This is a genomic window from Streptomyces sp. NTD91 (assembly GCF_059510455.1).
Window position 1 is genome coordinate 38,658 of the sequence record NZ_JCAJZW010000048.1, and the last position, 18,369, is coordinate 57,026.

The 18,369-nt window shown below is 69.0% G+C and carries 12 protein-coding genes, 2 tRNA genes and 6 pseudogenes; 9 read left to right on the top strand and 11 right to left on the bottom strand.

The features are described from left to right. Position 1: 1 nt before the first annotated feature. Positions 2–307, bottom strand: a pseudogene (locus AC5WRT_RS32990) (cytochrome c oxidase assembly protein); the annotation flags it as partial. A gap of 178 nt (positions 308–485) precedes the next feature. On the opposite strand from AC5WRT_RS32990, the gene tap reads away from it, so the two are divergent. Together tap and tpg are read left to right on the top strand one after the other, a co-directional pair. After that, positions 486–2,702, top strand: coding sequence for a telomere-associated protein Tap (gene tap, locus AC5WRT_RS32995; RefSeq protein WP_496097751.1), 2,217 nt, complete (start codon positions 486–488; stop codon positions 2,700–2,702). A 6-nt stretch (positions 2,703–2,708) separates the two neighbouring features. After that, positions 2,709–3,263, top strand: a complete 555-nt coding sequence (gene tpg / locus AC5WRT_RS33000) for a telomere-protecting terminal protein Tpg (RefSeq protein ID WP_496097752.1) — start codon at positions 2,709–2,711, stop codon at positions 3,261–3,263. 352 nt (positions 3,264–3,615) lie between these two features. Here the strand turns inward: tpg and AC5WRT_RS33005 are convergent, their stop codons facing one another. Continuing rightward, positions 3,616–4,950: a ParB/RepB/Spo0J family partition protein gene (locus tag AC5WRT_RS33005; protein ID WP_496097753.1), complete on the bottom strand. Its 1,335-nt coding sequence runs from the start codon at positions 4,948–4,950 to the stop codon at positions 3,616–3,618. Then, positions 4,947–6,212 (bottom strand): AAA family ATPase, encoded by a 1,266-nt coding sequence (locus tag AC5WRT_RS33010; protein ID WP_496097754.1) that lies wholly within the window; start codon positions 6,210–6,212, stop codon positions 4,947–4,949. The genes AC5WRT_RS33005 and AC5WRT_RS33010 overlap by 4 nt, the downstream gene beginning before the upstream one ends. A 1,021-nt stretch (positions 6,213–7,233) precedes the next feature. On the opposite strand from AC5WRT_RS33010, the gene AC5WRT_RS33015 reads away from it, so the two are divergent. Together AC5WRT_RS33015 and AC5WRT_RS33020 are read left to right on the top strand one after the other, a co-directional pair. Beyond that, positions 7,234–7,686 carry a MarR family transcriptional regulator gene (locus AC5WRT_RS33015; protein WP_496097755.1) on the top strand — a complete coding sequence of 151 codons (453 nt, stop codon included), beginning with the start codon at positions 7,234–7,236 and terminating at the stop codon, positions 7,684–7,686. Beyond that, positions 7,686–7,997 carry a cyclic nucleotide-binding domain-containing protein gene (locus AC5WRT_RS33020; protein WP_330343292.1) on the top strand — a complete coding sequence of 104 codons (312 nt, stop codon included), beginning with the start codon at positions 7,686–7,688 and terminating at the stop codon, positions 7,995–7,997. The genes AC5WRT_RS33015 and AC5WRT_RS33020 overlap by 1 nt, the downstream gene beginning before the upstream one ends. Positions 7,998–8,268: 271 nt before the next feature. Here AC5WRT_RS33020 and AC5WRT_RS33025 read toward each other — a convergent pair. Together AC5WRT_RS33025 and AC5WRT_RS33030 are read right to left on the bottom strand one after the other, a co-directional pair. Continuing rightward, a tRNA-Cys gene (locus AC5WRT_RS33025) sits at positions 8,269–8,367 on the bottom strand. Positions 8,368–8,592: 225 nt separating this feature from the next. Continuing rightward, complete coding sequence (locus tag AC5WRT_RS33030) at positions 8,593–9,375, bottom strand: GbsR/MarR family transcriptional regulator (RefSeq protein ID WP_496097756.1); 783 nt, start codon at positions 9,373–9,375, stop codon at positions 8,593–8,595. Between the two features lie 261 nt (positions 9,376–9,636). Between AC5WRT_RS33030 and AC5WRT_RS33035 the strand changes: the two are divergent. Next, positions 9,637–9,738: pseudogene (locus AC5WRT_RS33035) on the top strand (DUF4097 family beta strand repeat-containing protein); the annotation flags it as partial. A gap of 177 nt (positions 9,739–9,915) precedes the next feature. Here the strand turns inward: AC5WRT_RS33035 and AC5WRT_RS33040 are convergent. From AC5WRT_RS33040 to AC5WRT_RS33060, 5 genes and pseudogenes are all read right to left on the bottom strand, one after another. Continuing rightward, positions 9,916–10,719, bottom strand: coding sequence for an ABC transporter permease (locus AC5WRT_RS33040; RefSeq protein ID WP_496097757.1), 804 nt, complete (start codon positions 10,717–10,719; stop codon positions 9,916–9,918). After that, positions 10,716–11,682, bottom strand: a pseudogene (locus tag AC5WRT_RS33045) (ATP-binding cassette domain-containing protein). Before AC5WRT_RS33045 ends, AC5WRT_RS33040 begins: the two are co-directional and overlap by 4 nt. Positions 11,683–11,711: 29 nt before the next feature. After that, positions 11,712–12,377, bottom strand: a complete 666-nt coding sequence (locus AC5WRT_RS33050; protein ID WP_496097758.1) for a DUF4097 family beta strand repeat-containing protein — start codon at positions 12,375–12,377, stop codon at positions 11,712–11,714. A gap of 566 nt (positions 12,378–12,943) precedes the next feature. After that, a pseudogene (locus AC5WRT_RS33055) lies at positions 12,944–13,127 on the bottom strand (hypothetical protein); the annotation flags it as partial. Between the two features lie 96 nt (positions 13,128–13,223). After that, positions 13,224–13,317 (bottom strand) — tRNA-Cys (locus tag AC5WRT_RS33060). A gap of 100 nt (positions 13,318–13,417) precedes the next feature. Here AC5WRT_RS33060 and AC5WRT_RS33065 point away from each other — a divergent pair. From AC5WRT_RS33065 to AC5WRT_RS33080, 4 genes and pseudogenes are all read left to right on the top strand, one after another. Beyond that, positions 13,418–13,855: pseudogene (locus tag AC5WRT_RS33065) on the top strand (RNA polymerase subunit sigma-24); the annotation flags it as partial. A 1,000-nt stretch (positions 13,856–14,855) separates the two neighbouring features. Further along, the gene (locus tag AC5WRT_RS33070) at positions 14,856–16,412 is read left to right on the top strand and encodes a DNA primase family protein (protein ID WP_496097759.1); all 1,557 of its coding nucleotides are present in this window, start codon (positions 14,856–14,858) and stop codon (positions 16,410–16,412) included. Between the two features lie 130 nt (positions 16,413–16,542). Beyond that, on the top strand, positions 16,543–16,929 hold the full coding sequence (locus AC5WRT_RS33075) for a DUF6009 family protein (RefSeq protein ID WP_496097760.1): 387 nt from the start codon (positions 16,543–16,545) through the stop codon (positions 16,927–16,929). Between the two features lie 419 nt (positions 16,930–17,348). Further along, a complete protein-coding gene (locus AC5WRT_RS33080; protein WP_496097761.1) occupies positions 17,349–17,828 on the top strand; it encodes a DUF3761 domain-containing protein in 480 nt (159 codons plus the stop codon). A gap of 299 nt (positions 17,829–18,127) precedes the next feature. On the opposite strand, the pseudogene AC5WRT_RS33085 reads toward AC5WRT_RS33080, so the two are convergent. Continuing rightward, positions 18,128–18,285, bottom strand: a pseudogene (locus AC5WRT_RS33085) (transposase); the annotation flags it as partial. Positions 18,286–18,369: the final 84 nt, after the last annotated feature.

The following is an 18,369-nucleotide window of genomic DNA, read 5'->3' on the forward strand; positions in this document are numbered from 1 at the left end:
GGGCCGCGATGGCGACGCCGAGGCAGACCGGGCGTGCGCGCACGCCCGGCCGGGAGGGTGCGGGGTCGGGGCCGGCGATGACGTAGGCGAACAGGCCCCCGGACAGCAGGAAGTGCGCGTGCAGCAGCCAGTGTGCTGCGGGGTTGCTCATGGTCACGTCGTAGAGGGGGGTGAAGTAGAGGACCACGAGGGTGCCCGTGGACAGCGCCAGTGCAACCGCAGGGTGTGCGATCACGCGGATGGGCGGGTTGTGCAGCACGGTGGTCAGCTGCCGTCCCCGCACCGGCGGCAGGGTGCGCAGCGGCACTCACGCGCATGCGTTCCCGCCATCCGGTCCAATCGCATCCGCGTGGAATCACACCGTGTTCTCAGCGTCCCGCTCCTCCCCCACAGGCCTTGCACGCGACGCGATGTGCGATCGGCAAGCGATCCAGCGAGGGATGCGATGCGTGACTGGGATAGGGTGCGGCCGGGAGGTGAGCCGCGTGCCCACTCAGGACGAGCTGTTCAGCGCCGTCGACGCGCTGCTGGAGGAAGTCGCCCAGAACGACCTGCCGACGCCCGCCGAACGCAGGCGCCTGCGCGAGGCCGCCGGGCTCAGCCAGGCCCAGGTCGCGGCTGCGCTGGCGACCCGCCGCGAGACGGTCGCGAGCTGGGAGTCGGGCAGGAACGAGCCCCGGCCGCCCCAACGGGCCGCCTACGCCCGCTTCCTGGAAAAGCTCGCCGAACGCTTCCCCGCCCCACCCGAACCGTCCCCACAGCCCCCCACCACTCCCCCGGCACCCGAGGACCACCAGCCCCCGGCCGCCACCCTCCCCGCGCAGCCGGACACGGGGACCACGGCGAACGCCACGCCCGAGCCTCCTCCCCGGCAGACCGGGACGAGGTCCACGACCGCCCCCCGGCCGAGATCCGTACCGAGGAAGCCGCCCAGGACATCGGCAGCCCCGCAGACCACGGCCGAACCCACCGCCGCCCGCTTCGAGAACGGCCCCCTCGCGGTCGTCGACCTCGACGGCGACCAGGTGGTGGCCCACTGTGTGGGCGGCCTGGTCCTGGACGTACCCGGCAAGAGCATCCCGGCCCTGGTGGACTGGACGCTGAGCGAGGGCCGGCTCGGCCAGGCCCGACTGCACCGGCACGGCCGCGACGCCGACCCCGTCCTCGTCCTCACCTCCGCCGCCCTGGAGCGCTACGGCCTGCCCGTCACCCTGTCGCCGGAGGAACGCCGCGCCGGACGGCTGAAGGACGACCACAAGGTGGTCAAGCAGGTCAAGAAGGCCGGCCTGCGGCTGACCCAGCTCGGCTTCGGCCCGTGGGCCCGCCTCTACCGCGACCCCGAAGGCGCCCGCCGCCGCTGCGTTCAGCTGTGCATCCCGTCCTGGGGCGCGCTGCCCGCGGAGGAGTGGGACGACAAGAACGACCCCCGCCTGCCCACCATGCCGTCCGCCGACCTCGCACGCTTCCTCGGTACCTACGCGGAGCGGGTCATGACCCCGCGCGGTACCACGGCCGTCACCGGCCTGGAACTGATGACGGCCCTGCGCCCGCCCACCCACGCCGAGAAGGACTTGGACACCGGCGAGTTCCGGCAGGCCTTCAACACCGACGCCCTCACCGAGGTGTACGACGTCGTCGAGTGCGAGGTCCCGGACGAACACCCCCTGCTCAAGGGCAGGTTCGCCCGCCACCACCAGCGCACCCCGGCCGAGATGCTGCTGGAGGAGCCGTACGATTGGTGCCGGGAACTCACCGACGACGAGTGCATGCAGCCGTACCTCGTCGCCATCGACGTCAACATGGCGTTCGCGGCGGCCGCCAACGGCCTGACCGTCGGGCTGAACGGGCCGACCCACCTCACCGGCAACCCGCGCTTCGACCCCACACTGCCCGGCTCCTGGCTGGTCGACCTCTCCCATGTCGATCTCTCCCGGGTGGAGGTCGGCGGCCGCGCCCTGGACGCGGAGCGGCTCCCGTCGCCGTTCACCCCGAGAGGCGACCGGCCCGAGGGACCGGCCTGGTACGCCACACCGACCGTGGCATACGCGGTGGAACTCGGCTTCGAGGTCGCGCCCATCGAGGCCTACGTCCGCACCCGCACCGGCCGCTATCTGGACCCCTGGTACAAGCGGCTGCGCGACGCCTACATCGCCACCATGGCCGACCTCGGGGTGAGCACCGCGATGGCCGGTGAGGAGTTCCTGGACGCCATGGCCCGATCCCGGCACGCCGATCCGACGCTGGCCCTCGTGCTCAAGGCCATCAAGGCGACCGCCAAGGGCGGCATCGGCAAACTGCGCCAGCGCAACCGGGGCCAGGTGCCGTACTACGAGCCCTGGCCGGCGCTGGCCCGCCCGACCTGGCGCCCCGACATCCGCGCCGCCGTCCTTGCGACGGTCCGGGTCAGCATGCACCGCAAGATCATGAAGACGGCGGCCGCCACGGACCTCTACCCCGTCGCCATCGGCACCGACGCCCTCGTCTACCCCTCCCCCGGCCCCAGCCCGCTGGACTTTCTGCCGTACACCCCCGAGGGCACACCCGTTCCGGGTACGTTCCGGCTGGGCGTCAGCCCCGGCATGATCAAGCACCAGGGCACACAGACCGTGCTGTGGGCGGAGCAACAGTTCGAACAGCACGGCGGTGTGTTCAACATCGCCAACCACATCAAGAACGACGGCATCGCCGCCGAAGGGGAGTAGCCGGTCATGGACTCGGTAGGGGACAGCCTGGACCGCGCGCTGGAGCAGGCGTTCACCCGCCCCATCCCCAAGAGCGCCCCGGCCCGGATGAGATACCTCGTCAAGCAGCTCAAGGGCACCAGGCCGGTCGCCGAACTGCTGGGCATCTCCCAGCGCACGGTGGAACGGTACGTGGCCGGCCAGTTGAAACAGCCCCGCCCCGACCTCGCCGCCCGCCTGGAGCGCGAGGTCCGCCGCCGCTGGCAGCCCCAGGTCCGGGCACGGGCCAAGCAGAAGGCCGTCACCACCGACGGCCTGGTCTTCGCCACCCGGGGCAGGTTCGGCTTCACCGCCGCGCCAGGCACCACCGACGACGCCCGCGTCCGCGACATCACCCAGGCCCTGCCACCCCACTGGGCCGCCCGGCTCTTCCAGGCCCGGGACGCCGGAGCCACCGAGGACCAACTGCTGCAGATCGCGGCGGAGGGCCTCGGAGAGATGTACTTCCGGGCCGCCAACACCCGAGCCCAGGGCCTGGACGTGGAGTTCACCGACGTCGAGCAGGTCGACATCTCGCTGTAGAGCCCCTTCTACGGCTCACGGGCGGAGGCCGACCTATTACGGCGTAATAGCCCTTGGACTCCCCCGCTGTCGGCCCGGTCCGGCGCCACGAGTCCTCCCCTTGCCCGGCTGCCGCGTCCGGCTCCCCCTATTACGGCGTAATAGCCCTTGGACTCCCCCGCTGTCGGCCCGGTCCGGCGCCATCGGCCCACTCGTGGTGACCGTTGCCGCGGCAGTGTCCGGCTCGCCGTCTCCTATTACGCCGTAATAGCTCGGCAGCACCTCGCCCGGCTATTACGCCGTAATAGCCCGGCAGCAGCAACGGGCCGGCCGCCTCCCGAGGCAACCGGCCCGTCCACCGTTCCCGCAGGGATCAGTCCCCCCGTACGGCGGCCTGCTCGACGAAGGACTGCGCCAGCTCCGCGAGCCGGGCGGCATCCCGCTCCCGTCCCTTCTTGCACAGGAACCGGAGCAGGTCGAAGAAGGTGTCGTCACTGTCGATGTTCCGGTCCAGGAGCATGGCGAGGGGACCCGGCTCGTCGTACGGCACCCGGCGGGAATGGGAGCTGGCCGACGCATCCGCCTCCGTGCCCACGACAGACGTCTCCGCCCGCGGCTCCGGCAGCTCGGCTTCAGCAGCGGCAGGTGCCGGCGCGGCCGACGAACCCGGGGCCGCAGCGCCCGACTCGGCTCCCCCTATTACGCCGTAATAGCCCTCGGGCTTCCCGGCCGGCTGCCCCGGCCCGGCGCCATCGGCCCGCTCGTCCTGACCCGTTGCCGCAGCGGTATCCGGCTCGCCGTCTCCTATTACGCCGTAATAGCTCTCCGACTCCCCAGGCTGTCGGCCCGGCCCGGCTCCATCGGCCCGCGCTGCCTGCCCGGCCGCCGTGGGCATGCCCTGCTCGCCACCCCCTATTACGCCGTAATAGCTCTCCCGCTCCGGCGCGGTGGACGCGGACGCCGCGCCTCCGCTCGCCTTCTGCCGCCCACGCCTCTCCTCCTCCCTCCGCGCACGCTCCTCCTTCAGCTCCTGGAGCGCCGCCTCCTGCTCCGCGGCCGGCCTGTTGGCCACGGCACGCAGCAGATCGATGGGCTCCTCGCCGATTCGCCTCTGCAGTTCGGGAGTCAGGTTGAGCAGCGCCAGGCGCTGCGACACCCAGCCCTGGGAGCGGTGGAGCCGCTTGGACAGTGCGGTCTGGCTGCCGTGGATGGCCAGCAGGCGCCGCAGGGCCCGGGCCTCGTCGAGTTCCCCGAGGTCGCTCCGGTGAATGTTGGCGACGAGCGCGGACTCCAGGAGTTCCTCGGAGTTGGTGCCCTGGTCGTCGCTGACCATCACCTTGACGGCAGCAAGCCGTGCCTCGCGGGCGGCGGCGAGTCGGCTGCTGCCGTCAATGACCACATGGGTGGTGTCGGGTTCGAGGTCGGCCTCACGCTCGGGGTTGGCCTTGATGTAGGCATCACGGTTCATGACCGTGATCGCCTGCTTCTGGCCGTGCGTCTTCAGGCTGCCCGCGAGATCCGTGAGGTCGCCGAGACTGGAGCGCGGGTTGTCGGGGTTGAGGCTGATGCGATGAGGCGGAAGCTCGGTGGGTGGGGCCACGCCCTCGGTGGGTACCCCGGTGGCGGCGGCCACGGCCTGGCGGCGCGCGCTGACCGAGCGCACTCCCCCGCCGAACCGGCCGGCTCCCAGCTGGTCGGCCTTGCTCATACGATCTCCCGGGCCAATGCGCGCATTCCGATCGCCTGCTGCGATTTGGGGGCGTAGGACAGCAGCGGCCGCTTCATCCGGACCGCTTCCTTCTGCTCCTTGAGATCGCCGATGAGTCCGACGACCCGGGGATCCTTTATGTCCACCCAGCCCTGGAGCGAGGAGGTGGCGATGAAGCCGCGGCGCGAGTCGTAGAGGTTGACGACGATGCCGAGGTAGTCGATGTCGACCTGCAAGTCGCCGCGCAGATCGTCGATCTGAGTGGTGAGCAGCTCGTAGGCGTCCGCCGAGCTGTCCTCGGCCTGTACGACGATCAGCGCGCCGGACTGACCGGGCTTCTCCCCGTCGCGCCGACGGCCGTAGTACGCGGCGGCGTCCATGCTCAGCCCGAGGCTCGGCGGGCAGTCGACGAGGATCACGTCGTAATCGGCCTCGAGCGGGGCGAGGGCGCGTTCCAGTGCCGCCTCCCTGGCACGCACGGCGGACAGCCGCACGTCGAGCAGGAAGGCGTCGTTGCAGGCGGGCAGAAGATGGAGCCGGTCGCCGAAGGTCTCGTCGTCGATGGAGACGATGAGGTCCCGGAGGTCGCCCTTGGGGTCGCCCGCCATGTGGTTGGTCAGGCTGTCGCCGTTCATGGGCAGGGGAGCCGCCCCGAGCTGATTGGTGAGGTGACACTGCGGGTCGAAGTCGACCAGCAGCACCCGCAGCCCGAGCCCCGGCAGATTCTCCACGCTCAACGGGTCATCGCCGCCCGGCGCTTCATCGGTGCCGGTCTCGCTCGCCCGCAGGGCCTCGGTGAGCGCCTTGGCCACCCGCACCGCGTGCAGCCTCTCGGTGTCCTCGGCGAGCGCCTCGCCGAGGCCCGCCGTGATCGCCGTCTTGCCGACCCCGCCCTTCTGGTTGCACACGATGATGCGACGGGTGATCTCGGGCCGCTCCACGTGCGGCGCGGGATTGGTGTCGAGCCACAGCTGGACGGACTGCGCCAGGCCCTGGATGAGCGAGACACGACGTTCGGCGGCGACCTGGCGGAACTCGTCCCACTGGCCGGGCGGCAGGAACGTGGAGAACGAATCGGCACGCGAGGTGTCGACGCCCGGAGGAGTGGAGGCGAGCGTGCACCAGTCCCGGATCCCCTGCTCCACGGCGGCCTGGATCTCGACACCGTGCTGGGCGGCTCTGACTTTGAGGTTCTGCCGGAGCCATCCCGGCAGCTTGGAGACGACCTTCTCGCGGTCGCTGGAATTGGCTGGCGAACTCATGGACGACACCTTACTAACGTCCAAGATCTTTGGAAGCACCGACACGTTAGTTGTTTCGGCCTGAGGGCACGCCCGACGACAGTCGACGACCCCAGTGTCGGTCCCCGAGCTATTACGGCGTAATAGCCCACGCCCAGAACTCTCCTGCCGAACCGCCCGTTCCCGGGTGCGGGTCACGGCCCTTCGCACCGACATCCGCCGTCCGCCGGTGCGGCTTGACTGAGGGACGGGAGGTGGCTCGGCCGCGTGGTACCAGGGGCCTTCGCCGGCCCCTGGACCCCGCTGCCCCGTCACTTCCCGGCGCGCATCCGTTTCGTCGTGGCTCGAGCCGTGCGCGCCGGAAAGCGACGGGTTCGTGTGTGGGTGGGTTCGTCGTCGGGTGCGACTGGAGCGGGGCCCGATCCACTGTTGAGCCGGCGGCCGTTCGTGGCGCCCCGCCGTGGGCTGAGGCCGGTGGGGTCGCTGGTTCGGTACGAGTCACAGGTCCTTGTGTTACGGCGTCACGGCCCGCCGGTTGTTCCGGCGACAGCCGACCGGCTCCGTCCTCGCATCCCGGGACGGGCTGCCCGCTGGCTACCGAGGTAAGAGAGCGCACCCGCCATCATCGCTTTGACCTGCATAAACAGGCCGAATGGCCAAGATCGTGGGAACTGGCAGGCAGTTCGGCCAGCCGTGCAGAGCGCTTCAAGGATCCGGGTGCCCGGTTCCCTGGGACGTACCACCCAGTCCCGGTGACCTCAGACCGCGTCCGAGCAGACCGCCACAGCGTCTGCCAGAACCGCTACCACGACTGGAGAACCCGGGTACCACGATCCTGTGGCCGCACCAGATTGACGTCACGTACATGAGTCGGCCGCTCGGGGCAACCTTGAGCGCATCGCGAGCCGTTGACGGGAGGGCAGCCGACACGGCCGACAGGCGGAGCTGATTGACTTCATGCTCATGTACGTTAAGTTCATCTGGTCGGCCTCACGGCCGTCCCTCATGAACCACCAATCACCCCCCTTCCACGGAGGGCCCGTTGGGAGCAGTACGCAGGCTGGTCGACGCCGACACCGGTGAGCCGGTCCCCTATGCGCCGTACGCCTTCTCCGGCCGGCACACACAGGTCGACAAGGCGCGAGTCGAGGCGATCACCGAATCCAAGGCGTTCACGCCCAGTCAGAAGTTCCTCGTCCTGTGGTGGATCGGGGTCTCGCCCGAGGGCATGGAACCGCTGCGGGCCACCGGAGCGGACATCGCCAAACGTGTGGGCATGTCCACCGATGCCGTGGGAAAGATCAATAGAAAGCTCGCCAAACACCGCATCCTGGTGATCCGAGGACGCATCGGCAACTACAACTTCTACCGGATCAGCCCGTACATTGCCTTCCACGGCACAGGGATCGAGCAGCGTGAAGCCGTGAAGACGTGCAACCCGCCGGACATCCCAGGATTCGACGAGAACGCCCCTGCACGGTGGGAGGCCCAGTGATCAGCACCGACGACAAGCAGAAGAACCTCGAACTGCTTGAGAAGACGGCCGGCATGAGCGCCAACCAGCGTCTCGTCGTCATGCTGTACGCCCTGCATCCGACCGACCGGTCCGGTGCGGTCCTCGAGACCGCGGCGAATCTGGCCAAGCTCGTCGGCATGGCCCCTCCCGTCTTCTCCCGCACCCGCAAGCAGGTCATCGAGGCCGGCTGGCTCGAGGAGACCGAGCGAATCGGGCACATCAAGTACTACCGTCTCGACCCCAAGCGCATGGGGGAGAACGTCGTCGTCCCGCTGCGCCGGGCGACCTGACGTCCTGGGAAGCGCACCTCATTGACGTGACGTCAATGAGGTGCGCTCCTCGAGTCCGTTCCGCTTCACACCGACGCAAGGACGACGGCCGTGGGGTGGGTACCCGTGCGGCCTTGCCGCCATCACGGAAACCGAAGGCACGGAGCTGCGCTCCTGAAACAGGTCGGGGTCACGCCGGGGGAGCGGGCCGGCTGCGCGACAGCCAGCGGAACCGCGCAGATCGTCCCAGGGCGTCACCCGGGACGGATCGCTGTGTGGCGGAGACAGTGTGTGGCGGAGAGGGCAGGATTCGAACCTGCGTGGACCCTTGGGGGGTCCGACTTCGGGCTTGCCGCCCTGGTCCCCGATCAGCCGCTCCGGGCACCTCTCCTCGCTCCCGGCCTCGCGTTCTTCCCGCGGTGCCGTTCACGTGTTTCACGATGCCAGGAAGCGCTGACGTCCTTCTGACGTGCTGCTGACCGGACGTGTCCGGGGCCCGCAGCGCCGACGGCCGGCCGAGGCGTGCCGCCCCCATGCAAGGGGGACGGCGGCTATTACGGCGTAATAGGGGACGGCCTCGCGCACGCGCATGCGGCTGTCCACCTCGGTGGCGTGCTCATCCAGTGGCGGACGGTGCGGTCGTGCGTCCGTCGTCCGGCTCGGGGTCGGTGGTGTCGTCCGGCACCGTCTCGGTTCTGGTGTAGAGGACGGCGCGGCCCTGTTCGGCGGCGCGGATGAGTGCTTCGCTGACGAAGTCGAGGAAACGGGCGGCGTTTTCGAGGCGGGTGGCGGCCGGGGTGCCGTGGCCGAGGATGGTGACGCCTTGCCGTGCGGTTTCGATGAATTGGTCGTTGGCCCGTGCGCTCTGGATCATCGACTGGTACCACAGGTCGTCGTCGACGACGTAGCGTTCACGGCGGCGTTCGTCGCGCTCCCGGCGGACGAGGTCGACGCTCTCGAGGAATGTGATCGCTTTGGAGATGGACGCCGGGCTCACCTGGAGGCGCTGGGCGAGTTCTGAGGCGGTGAGGCTGCCGGTGTCGGTCGTGTAGAGGCAACCCAGCACGCGGGCCATCATTTTGGGCAGGCCCGAGGCCATGAAGACGGTGGTGAGGGTCTCCTGGTACGCGGCCACGGCTTCGGCATCGCGCCCGTAGGGCTGCTCGAGCGCCTGCCTTCCCTGGGCCGTGGACTGCTTGCGCCGGCGGGTGCGCTGCTGGGTGGCGCGTTGAGCCAGCTCGGCGCGGTAGGCGGTGGGGCCGCCGTTGCGCATCACCTCTCGCGTGATCGTCGAGGTCGGGCGGCCGAGACGTCGGGCGATCTCGGCGTAGGGGAGGCTGTCGGCCAGCCCCAGCGCGATCTGCTGGCGTTCGGCCTGGGTGAGCCTGCCTCCCGGCATCGGTGCGCTCCTTCCCACGCCACGGGTGTTCATGGCGCGGCTCGGTTTTCCCTGACGCCTCCACCATAGTGTTCATCTTCAATATTTTGCAACGAAGAGCCTCTTCTTCGTTGCGTTAAAAGAGACGTCATTGCAATGATCTCAGTGCTTTGAACTGGCACACAACGACCCTGAAAGCAAGAGCGGTCTTGCAGCGACCAAGAAAGCAACGTAGCGTTTCGAGATTGGGAAACTTGAGCCGCCAGGACGGGGGCGAGCACGATGCAGAAGCTCGACACCCCCGCTCCCGTCTCCGCCGTCCTGGACGTCCTCGCCGGACGCATCCGGATCATCGCCGCTGACCGTGCCGACACCGCGGCCGAGGAATGAGGTCTTGGGCCACTCCGGATCCCTGGATCGCCGCCGAACTGCCCGTCGGCCCCCGGGGCGAGACCAAGACCGCCGCACGCGAGAGGGGCGGGGTACTCCGGTGGGGGTGTCGCGGGGGTGTGCCGCTGTGGGTGGATGGGGGTGTGGGGGGTGGTCTGCGTTGTCCTGGTGCTATTTCGCGTCCCGGTCGAATGTCGAGGTGGACCAGCGGTGGCCGAGTGCTGCGAGGGTGAGGCACCAGGCGAGGGCGATCCACCAGTTGTCGCCGATGGGGGTGTCGAGGAGGAGTCCGCGCAGGGTCTCGATGGTGGGGGTGAAGGGCTGGTAGTGGGCGATGGGCTGGAACCAGCCGGGCATGGAGTGCAGAGGGACGAAGGCGCTGGAGATCAGGGGCAGCAGGATCAGTGGCATGGCGTTGTTGCTGGCGGCCTCGGCGTTGGGGCTGGCCAGGCCCATGCCGACGGCGATCCAGGTGAGCGCCAGGGCGAACAGGACGATCAGGCCGAACGCCGCGAGCCAGTCCAGCACGGCGGCCCCGTGGGGGCGGAAGCCGATCGCGGTGCCGACGGCGCCGACGAGGACCACGCTCATGACCGACTGGAGGATGCTGCCGATGACGTGCCCGGTGAGGATGGCGCCGCGGTGAATGGCCATGGTGCGGAAACGGGCGATGATGCCCTCGCTCATGTCGGTGGAGACGGACACCGCGGTGCCGATGACCGTGGAGCCGACGGTCATCAGCAGGATGCCGGGCAGGAGGTAGGTGACGTAGGCGGAGCGGCCGGCGCCGCCGCTCATCGCGCCTCCGAAGATGTAGACGAACAGCAGCAGCAGCATGACCGGGGTGAGCAGCAGGTTCAGGGTCAGGGAGGGGTAGCGCCGGGCGTGCAGCAGGTTGCGGCGCAGCATCGTGGAGGAGTCGCGCACGGCGAGGGAGAACCGGGCCGGGCGGGCGGGGGCGAGGGGAGCGCTCATCGCAGGGTCTCCTTAGGACCGGTTCGGCTGGCTGGGCACGGTGGTGGTGTCGGTGAGGGCGAAGAAGACGTCGTCGAGGTCGGGGGTGTGCACGGTGAGTTCGTCCGTCTCGATGCCGGCCGAGTCGAGCCGGTCGAGGAGGGAGCGCAGCTCGCTTTGGGTGCTGCCGCTGGGGATGTGCAGTGCCAGGGCCTCGTCGTCCCGGCCGGCCTCGCGCAGCGCCTCGGCGGCGGAGCGGTAGGCGGCCGGGTCGGTGAAGCGGAGACGGACGTGACCGCCCGGGACCAGCCGCTTGAGTTCCTCGGCGGTGCCTTCGGCAGCGATCCTGCCGTTGTGCAGGACGGCGATGCGGTCGGCGAGTTGGTCGGCCTCCTCCAGGTACTGGGTGGTCAGGAAGACGGTGACACCGCCGGAGACCAGTTCACGGATGATGCCCCACATGGTGTGCCGGGAGCGCGGGTCGAGTCCGGTGGTCGGCTCGTCCAGGAAGATGATCCGCGGGCTGCCGACCAGGGTCATGGCGATGTCCAGGCGGCGCTTCATGCCGCCGGAGTAGGTGGAGGCGGGCTTCTTCGCCGCCTGGACGAGGTCGAACCGCTCCAGCAGTTCGGCGGCCGCCCGCCGCCCCTCGGCCTTGGGCAGGTGGTGCAGGTCCGCCATGAGGAGCATGTTCTCCTCGCCGGTGATCAGCCCGTCCACCGCGGAGAACTGCCCGGTCACCCCGATCGTGGCGCGCACGGCCTGCGCCTCGGTGGCGAGGTCGTGGCCCGCGATCCGGGCCTGCCCGCCGTCGGCGGAGATCAGCGTGGACAGGATCTGCACCGTGGTGGTCTTGCCGGCACCGTTCGGGCCGAGCAGAGCGAAGATCGTCCCTTCCGGCACGGCCAGGTCGATGCCGTCGAGCACAGCCTTCTCGCCGTAGGACTTGCGCAGACCGTTCGCCGCGATGGCCGGAGTTCTCATGAGGGTGCTCCTTCGAGGGCTGCGGGTGGTCAGAGGCTGCGGGCGGTGATGTCGCCGTACGAGGTGGTGGCGTGGACGGTCAACTCGGGGGTGCCGTCGTTCCTGAGGGTGTTGTTGATGCGGCCGTAGCCGGTGCCCGCGTCCAGGGAGGCGGAGACGCCGCGGGCGGCGCCGACCGAGATGTCGCCGTTCTCGGTGCGCAGCGTCGCGGCGCCGCGCACGGCCTCGGTGATCCGGATGTCACCCTTCTGGGTGCGGATCTCCGCGGGGCCGCTGAGTCGGCCGACCGAGATGTCGCCGTCCTGGGCGCTGAGGCGGGCGCTCGCAGCCTCGTCGAGCTTGACCGAGCGGTAGCCGCCCGTGACGTCGACATCGCCCAGCCGTCCGACGCCGCGGAACTCGGCGGCGTCCGCCTTCGCCTCGACCCGGGAGCCGGCGGGCAGCTGGACGGTGACCTCGACGGACCCGGAGTGCCCGAGGAGCCGATTGGCCGTCTCCGGGGCCTCGATCCGCAGCACGCCGTCGCCGTAGCCGACCTTGATCTCCTCGGCCGCCTTGGCGTCGCGGCTCTTGGTGGCGTTGGCGGGCAGGACCTCGACCACGGTGTCCGCCCGGTCGGCGGCGATGACCTGGATGCGTCCGGCGGGGATGGCGAAGACGGCGGTGATGGCGGCGGGGGTGGTGAACTTCAGCATGGCAGGCTCCTCGGGATCTTGTTTCCGATACTAAAAACGCTACGTTGCTTTCAGCTAAGTGGCAACAGTCTCGTTGCATGCAATCTGCAATTCTGCCGGTAGATAGCCATTAATTGTTGCAATGCCCATGCCGGGTAATGCAACGAATGGAGCGCGTTCGATGCAATGGATGAAGGTGAACGCACTGCCGGGCCGCCGAGGACGAGAGCGGGCGGCTCCGACGCCACGCCCTCGCGGGCTCGCGGGTACGACGCCGGCGCTGCGGGCGAGCACAAGGAGGCCGCGCCCTTCGAGAGCCGGGCCTCATCCACCGGAACGCCGACACGAGCGCTGGGCCGTCGCCCGCACTCATGGGTCAATCAACGGACCCGGCGCCCGCGCCACCGTCCACCTCGGCGAGACCGCACGGCAGGACGCCCGCATCCTCGGTCCCCGGCGTTCCGGCGGCGCCCGTCTCGAACACGGCGCGTCGGAGGGACTGGCCACAACATGAGGCAGCGCCCGGGAGGTTCACGCCGACTTCCGTGGGGCCCGTGGATCGTGTCCGGACCTGGGCTCCGATCGCTTCAGCCGTCGTGTGGGTGGTGATGACCCGCGCGGCGGCGGTCGTGCCGCACCTTCCGCACGAGATCCGACAGAGCCCCGTACGGCGGGTCGACGGCCTCACCGGACGGATCCATGGTGTGCAAGCGGCTCGAAATGCACGATGGTGTGCAGCAGCGCGGCAGCCCGCCACGCGGCATCCCCATCGGTCGTCCGGGGGGCGAGCCGACGTGGGGCCCACCCGCCCTGCGTCGCCTCACCTTGACGGTCCACAGCCCTCGCTGAGGCTGAACGAGCGGTCGGCGGAGAGGGCAGGATTCGAACCTGCGTGGACCCTCGAGGGTCCGACTCCGGGCTTGCGCCCTGGTCCCCGATCAGCCACTCCGGGCACCTCTCCCTGCTCCCGGTCCCGCGTCTGCCGCGGCGCCGTTCACGTGTTTCATGGTGCCGCGACGGCCTGACACGACACTGACGCACCGCTGACCGGCGTCCTCGTCCGGTGGGACACACGCCTGATCGCCGAGGGCATCGAGATCCTGCAGGCCGCCCTCGGGCGCGACCGGCTCGGCGAGTTCCAGGCCGCCATCGCCGCCCTGCACGCCGACGCGACCACCGCCGAGGAGACCGACTGGGTGCAGATCGTCGAGTGGTACGACGAGCTCGTCCGCCTGACCGACAGCTCCGTCGTCCGTCTCAACCGCGCAGTGGCCGTCGGCGAGGCCGACGGCCCACGTGCCGGCCTGGCCGCGCTCGCGGAACTGGACCCGACCCTGCCCCGCCACACCGCCGTGGCCACCTACCCCCACGAACGCGACGGCGACCCGACCCTGGCCGCTCGCCTCTACGCCGAGGCGGCCCACCACGCCCCCAACCTCGCCGAGCGCGTCCATCTGACTCGCCAGGCCGCCCGTCTCAACGCCCGCCGACGCCGCTGAGTGCGTGCTTCTGAGGACGTCGCAGCGCCCGAACACTCTCAAGTGTCGACGAGCTGTCAGGTCAGACCGTCCGTCGTCCGTGTCGACTGCAACGAGGGCGGCCGCCCCTGACGTGCCGCGGCGCTGACCACCTGTGGCCATACCTGTCCGTGCGGCCGGCCGGCGGGTCTCTCGAGGCCTTCAAGAAGGAAGCGTGGCTGAGGCCGGAACAGGGTTGCTGCAACATACGCGCGCCTGCTCCGTCGACTGCCGACATCGTCGTGGCTGACTTTCGGTGGCGAGGGTCGGATGCGGGGGCTGTTCGACTGGTTCGAGGGGCTTGTGTGTCACTCACGGGACTCTTCTTTGCTTGAGTCCCGCTTCAGTCCCGTGGGGAAAATCGCTGGTCAGAGCCATCTGGGGGTTGTGAACGGGACTGACGGGACTCAGTGTGCAAGTTATGACGATCAGGCGCGCGCGCATGCGCGCGTACGTACTTCTGTAGTACTAACTGTGCTGTACAGCTCATATATAGGACCTTGAGTCCCGTCAGTCCCGTGGAACGGGAACTGTGCCCTCTGACCTGCTCTTTTGAGTACGGGACCGAAGCGGGACCAATCCAGCACTCGGTCCCGGCCCGGCCCTGCGACTCCTGCTGGGTGCTGGCCGCGCGGGGCTGACGGGACTGAATGTTCGACACAATGACGTTGCATGTGCTGCCACGACGGGGTGTGCGCTAGCCTCTGATCGCGAGCGGAAACTTCAGTCCCGTCAGTCCCGTTAGCCCCGTCCTTGAGACGGGTCGCCGGGCAACGGACACGGTGTCCGTGGAGTTGATGCGGCAGACGAAGAAGATCAGCTAGGACAAGGACTCTCTAGTGCCCGGCCAGGTTGCGGCAGGCTCGTCAGGACCCGGAGGTGTCCGCTGCGGTGGAGGCATGCACGAGCCCTGCAGCTCCACGCGAACCGGTTTCGTTCGATCAACTCGTCTTTTCCCCCCGGGCTTTCACAAGGGATGCTCATGAGCAGCGCCGAGTCGGCTCGCTTCGAGGCCGCGGCCGCCGGCGGCGGGCAGATCCGCCAGACGAGTCTCGACCTCGGCCTGCCCGGAGATCAAGCGCTTCTGCCGGCGCAGGCGGCAAGAGAGGGAGCCCGACGCGTTTCTCCGGCAGGCCTGCTGCCCGACGAGCTGACCGACCGGGGCAACGCCAAGCTGTTCGCGCGTCTGTACAGTGACCGCTTCCGGCACGTAGAGGGCCTGGGCTGGTACTCGTGGGACCAGTACCGGTGGAAGCGCACCGGTGGTGAGAAGGGTGCGATGTGGGCAGCCGGCGACATGGCCGAGCAGATGCCCCGGACCGATCCGCACGGGCTTTTCAGCGACCGTGAAGTAGCCGCACACCGGCGTCGCACTCAATCAACTTCGGGTGTCAAGGCTCTGCTTCAGCAGGCGCAGGCCGCCCCGGGACTCAGCCTCGACCCGGACTCCATGGACGGGGACACGTACGCCCTGTGCACCCCGGGCGGCGTGGTCGACCTGCGGACCGGTGACCTGCGCAAGCCCGACCCTCTGACGGACATGCACTCGCGTGCCACCACGGTCGGCCCCGAGGACATGCCTCTGCCCCGCTGGCGCAGCTTCCTGCGAGACACCTTCGGCGACGACGCCAAAGGCCAGGAGACGATCGCGTTCCTGCACCTGCTGCTCGGCTACTCCGTCACCGGGGACGTGGGGGCCCAGATCCTGCCTTTCCTGTATGGATCCGGAGCCAATGGCAAGTCCGTACTGCTCGAGGTGATGATGCAGATCCTCGGCGACTACGCCAACGCGGCGCCGCCCGGCTTCCTGATGGAGAAGGGAAAGTTCACCGAGCACAGCACCGAGCTGACCGAACTGCACGGCCGCCGCATCGTCGTATGCTCCGAACTCAAACCGAACGACAAGTTCAACGAGGCCCGCGTCAAGCTGCTCACCGGCGGCGACACCATCACGGCCCGCCGCATGCGCCAGGACTTCTTTACTTTCCGGCCCACGCACAAGCTGTGGCTCCTGGGAAACCACCGGCCCGAAGTCGGCACCGGCGGCTACGCGTTCTGGCGCCGCATGAGAATCATCCCCTTCGAACGGAAGGTCCCCGACGAACTCAAGATCGATAATCTGGCTCAGGAACTCGTGCGTGACGAAGGCCCCGGCATCCTGAACTGGCTCATCCAAGGTGCCCAGAAATACCTTGCCACCAGGGACCCTCTCCACGGACCGGCCAGCGTACGGCTGGCCACAGAAGCCTATGAGAAGACCGAGGACCACATCGGCCGGTTCATCGCCGAGCGCTGCACCAAGGGCGAAGACGGGCAGCCCAATCCCGAACTGCGCGTCGAGCAGAAACTCCTCTACGAGACCTACGGACGCTGGTGCTCCGACGAAGGGATCCGCCCCGCCACGAGCCGCGCCTTCGCCAGCCGCATCCGCCAGGAACTCGGCCTGGCGTCCCCAGCAGAGATGATCAAGAACAACGACCGCAAGCTCTACCCCGGCTTGGCCCTTCTCGCCGACGCCGCGGCAGAACCCGGCGAATGACGCTCCGGACAGAGTCCGACAGCCCCCTGTCCAGGACTCTTGCGATAATTGCCAGAACCAGACGACCAGCGGTGAGCGCGCCGCATGATCCGGCCAGAGGCCGGTCCACGGGACAGGAGGGTCTGCGGCCATGAGCTCGATGCTGCAAGACAGCCAGCTCACCGACGAAGCCGAAGTGGTCTGGCTCGAGGACCCAGCGAACCTCGACTACGTCAGGCAGGCCCTGGACAAGGTGCCCACCCGCAAGGGCAAGCCCCGCTACTCGCGCGACGGCCGCCTCGTCGGCTACACCAACCTTCAGCCGGGCGCCGCCAGCGACCCCGACTCCGGACTCTTCGCCCGCCGCGCGTTCTTCCTCTTGCCCCACGACCGCGACAAGCAGCCTCACGGGCCGTACGCCGTAGGAGCCCCAGGCGAAGCCGTCGACCCCAGCACCATCGAACCGGGCAAGGTCGGCGCGAAGACCCCGCGCTCGCAAAAGGGCCAGGCCGCCGAGATAGCACCAGCCGGCCGGTAGACGACGTCGGTACCACCGCGTGCACGGGACTGACGGGACCAAGGCATCGAGTTGACTGCGAGCTGCCGTCGCTCTACGGATCTATGCCGAGCTCTGGTCCCGTCAGTCCCGCGACCGCATGGATGAGCGCCTGACCTGCCTGCCCCTGCCACCCGTCGCCCGTCCCCATGGCCACCCATTCACTCTGCCCGGGCCCGTGGGACTGACGGGACTGAAACTTCGCCATGCGCCGGTACCACCCATGGCCGTGGCGCACTCTCAACGCGCCACGGCTGGGGGAGCGCGACGAGTCGCCGAACCCACCTACGCCTGAGCCGGGGTTGGGATGCGTCACGAATAGATGAATGTTGCACTGAATATTCACACAAGACTCACAACTGGCGCTACGGTCGTTCCTCCAACGCACCCTGGGGGGACACATGAGCAACCCGTACGCCATGCCGCCGCAGCCGCCCGCGCGAACGGCTCCGAGATGGGCGCGCAAGCGGTACGTGCTGCCCGCGATCGGCTTCGCCTTCTTCCTCGGCATCGGCGCCGGCGCGAGCGGGCAGAACAACGGGACCGACGCGAAGCCGGCGGCCGACAAGGTGCGACCCACCGCCACGGTCACCGCAACAGCCACAGCCACTGCCACGGAGACAGCGACGCCGAGTCCTGGACCGACGGTGACGGCGACGAAGACGGTCAAGGTGAAGGTGACCGTCACCGCGCAGGCGGCTGCCGCGGGTTCGGGGAGCAACGGCGGCTCGTCCGGGAGCGGGGGCTCCAGCGCTTCGGGCGGTTCAGGCAGTGCTGGTAACGGTGCCACGGCGCTCTGCAACGACGGCACCTACTCGTACGCCGCCCACCATCAGGGCGCTTGCTCGCACCACGGGGGCGTGGCCGTCTTCTACAGGTAAGGCCACGAGCCAAGGAGCCGTCCAGCCGGCGCATGGACTCTCCAGCCGGCGCTTCCCCCGTGTCCACGGTGGTCACTGAGGGCTGTCGGCGGCGATGCTCTCGGGGAAGGCGTGGGTGCCGTCGATCGCGATCGCGTGGGTGCTGTCCGCGTGGTCGTGGGTCGTTGCGGCGGTGGCGGGGTCCGTGAGCGGGGCCGGGGCGGCGGACGTCGTGGTGAGGGTTGAGGAGAGCGCCCTGTATCCCCATCCGCGCCAGGAGATCAGGTGAACCGGTGCCGTGCCCAGGACGCCTGACCAGGTGGCGCGTTATCCTTGGCGACCTTGTTCCCGTCCTGACGAGCGCAGTAGCGGATGCTGTTGCGGATCAAGTGAACGATGTACGTCTGGACGACAGTTCGGGGCGAGACCGTCTCGACCGCGTCGGGCAGTCTTTCAGCCCGTCACAGACGAGCATGAGGGTCGTGTCCCTTGTCGTGCAACACCGTTGCGTTTGGCCAGTGTTGGCCTTGTCAAGACCTCATTCCTTGATCATCTCGAAGGT

Excerpts from the sequence above, each read along its gene's own strand:
- tpg (WP_496097752.1), top strand. The coding sequence starts at position 2,709 with ATGGACTCGGTAGGGGACAGCCTGGACCGCGCGCTGGAGCAGGCGTTC.
- AC5WRT_RS33005 (WP_496097753.1), bottom strand. The coding sequence starts at position 4,950 with ATGAGCAAGGCCGACCAGCTGGGAGCCGGCCGGTTCGGCGGGGGAGTG.
- AC5WRT_RS33010 (WP_496097754.1), bottom strand. The coding sequence starts at position 6,212 with ATGAGTTCGCCAGCCAATTCCAGCGACCGCGAGAAGGTCGTCTCCAAG.
- AC5WRT_RS33030 (WP_496097756.1), bottom strand. The coding sequence starts at position 9,375 with ATGCCGGGAGGCAGGCTCACCCAGGCCGAACGCCAGCAGATCGCGCTG.
- AC5WRT_RS33040 (WP_496097757.1), bottom strand. The coding sequence starts at position 10,719 with ATGAGCGCTCCCCTCGCCCCCGCCCGCCCGGCCCGGTTCTCCCTCGCC.
- AC5WRT_RS33050 (WP_496097758.1), bottom strand. The coding sequence starts at position 12,377 with ATGCTGAAGTTCACCACCCCCGCCGCCATCACCGCCGTCTTCGCCATC.
- AC5WRT_RS33070 (WP_496097759.1), top strand. The coding sequence starts at position 14,856 with ATGAGCAGCGCCGAGTCGGCTCGCTTCGAGGCCGCGGCCGCCGGCGGC.
- AC5WRT_RS33075 (WP_496097760.1), top strand. The coding sequence starts at position 16,543 with ATGAGCTCGATGCTGCAAGACAGCCAGCTCACCGACGAAGCCGAAGTG.
- AC5WRT_RS33080 (WP_496097761.1), top strand. The coding sequence starts at position 17,349 with ATGAGCAACCCGTACGCCATGCCGCCGCAGCCGCCCGCGCGAACGGCT.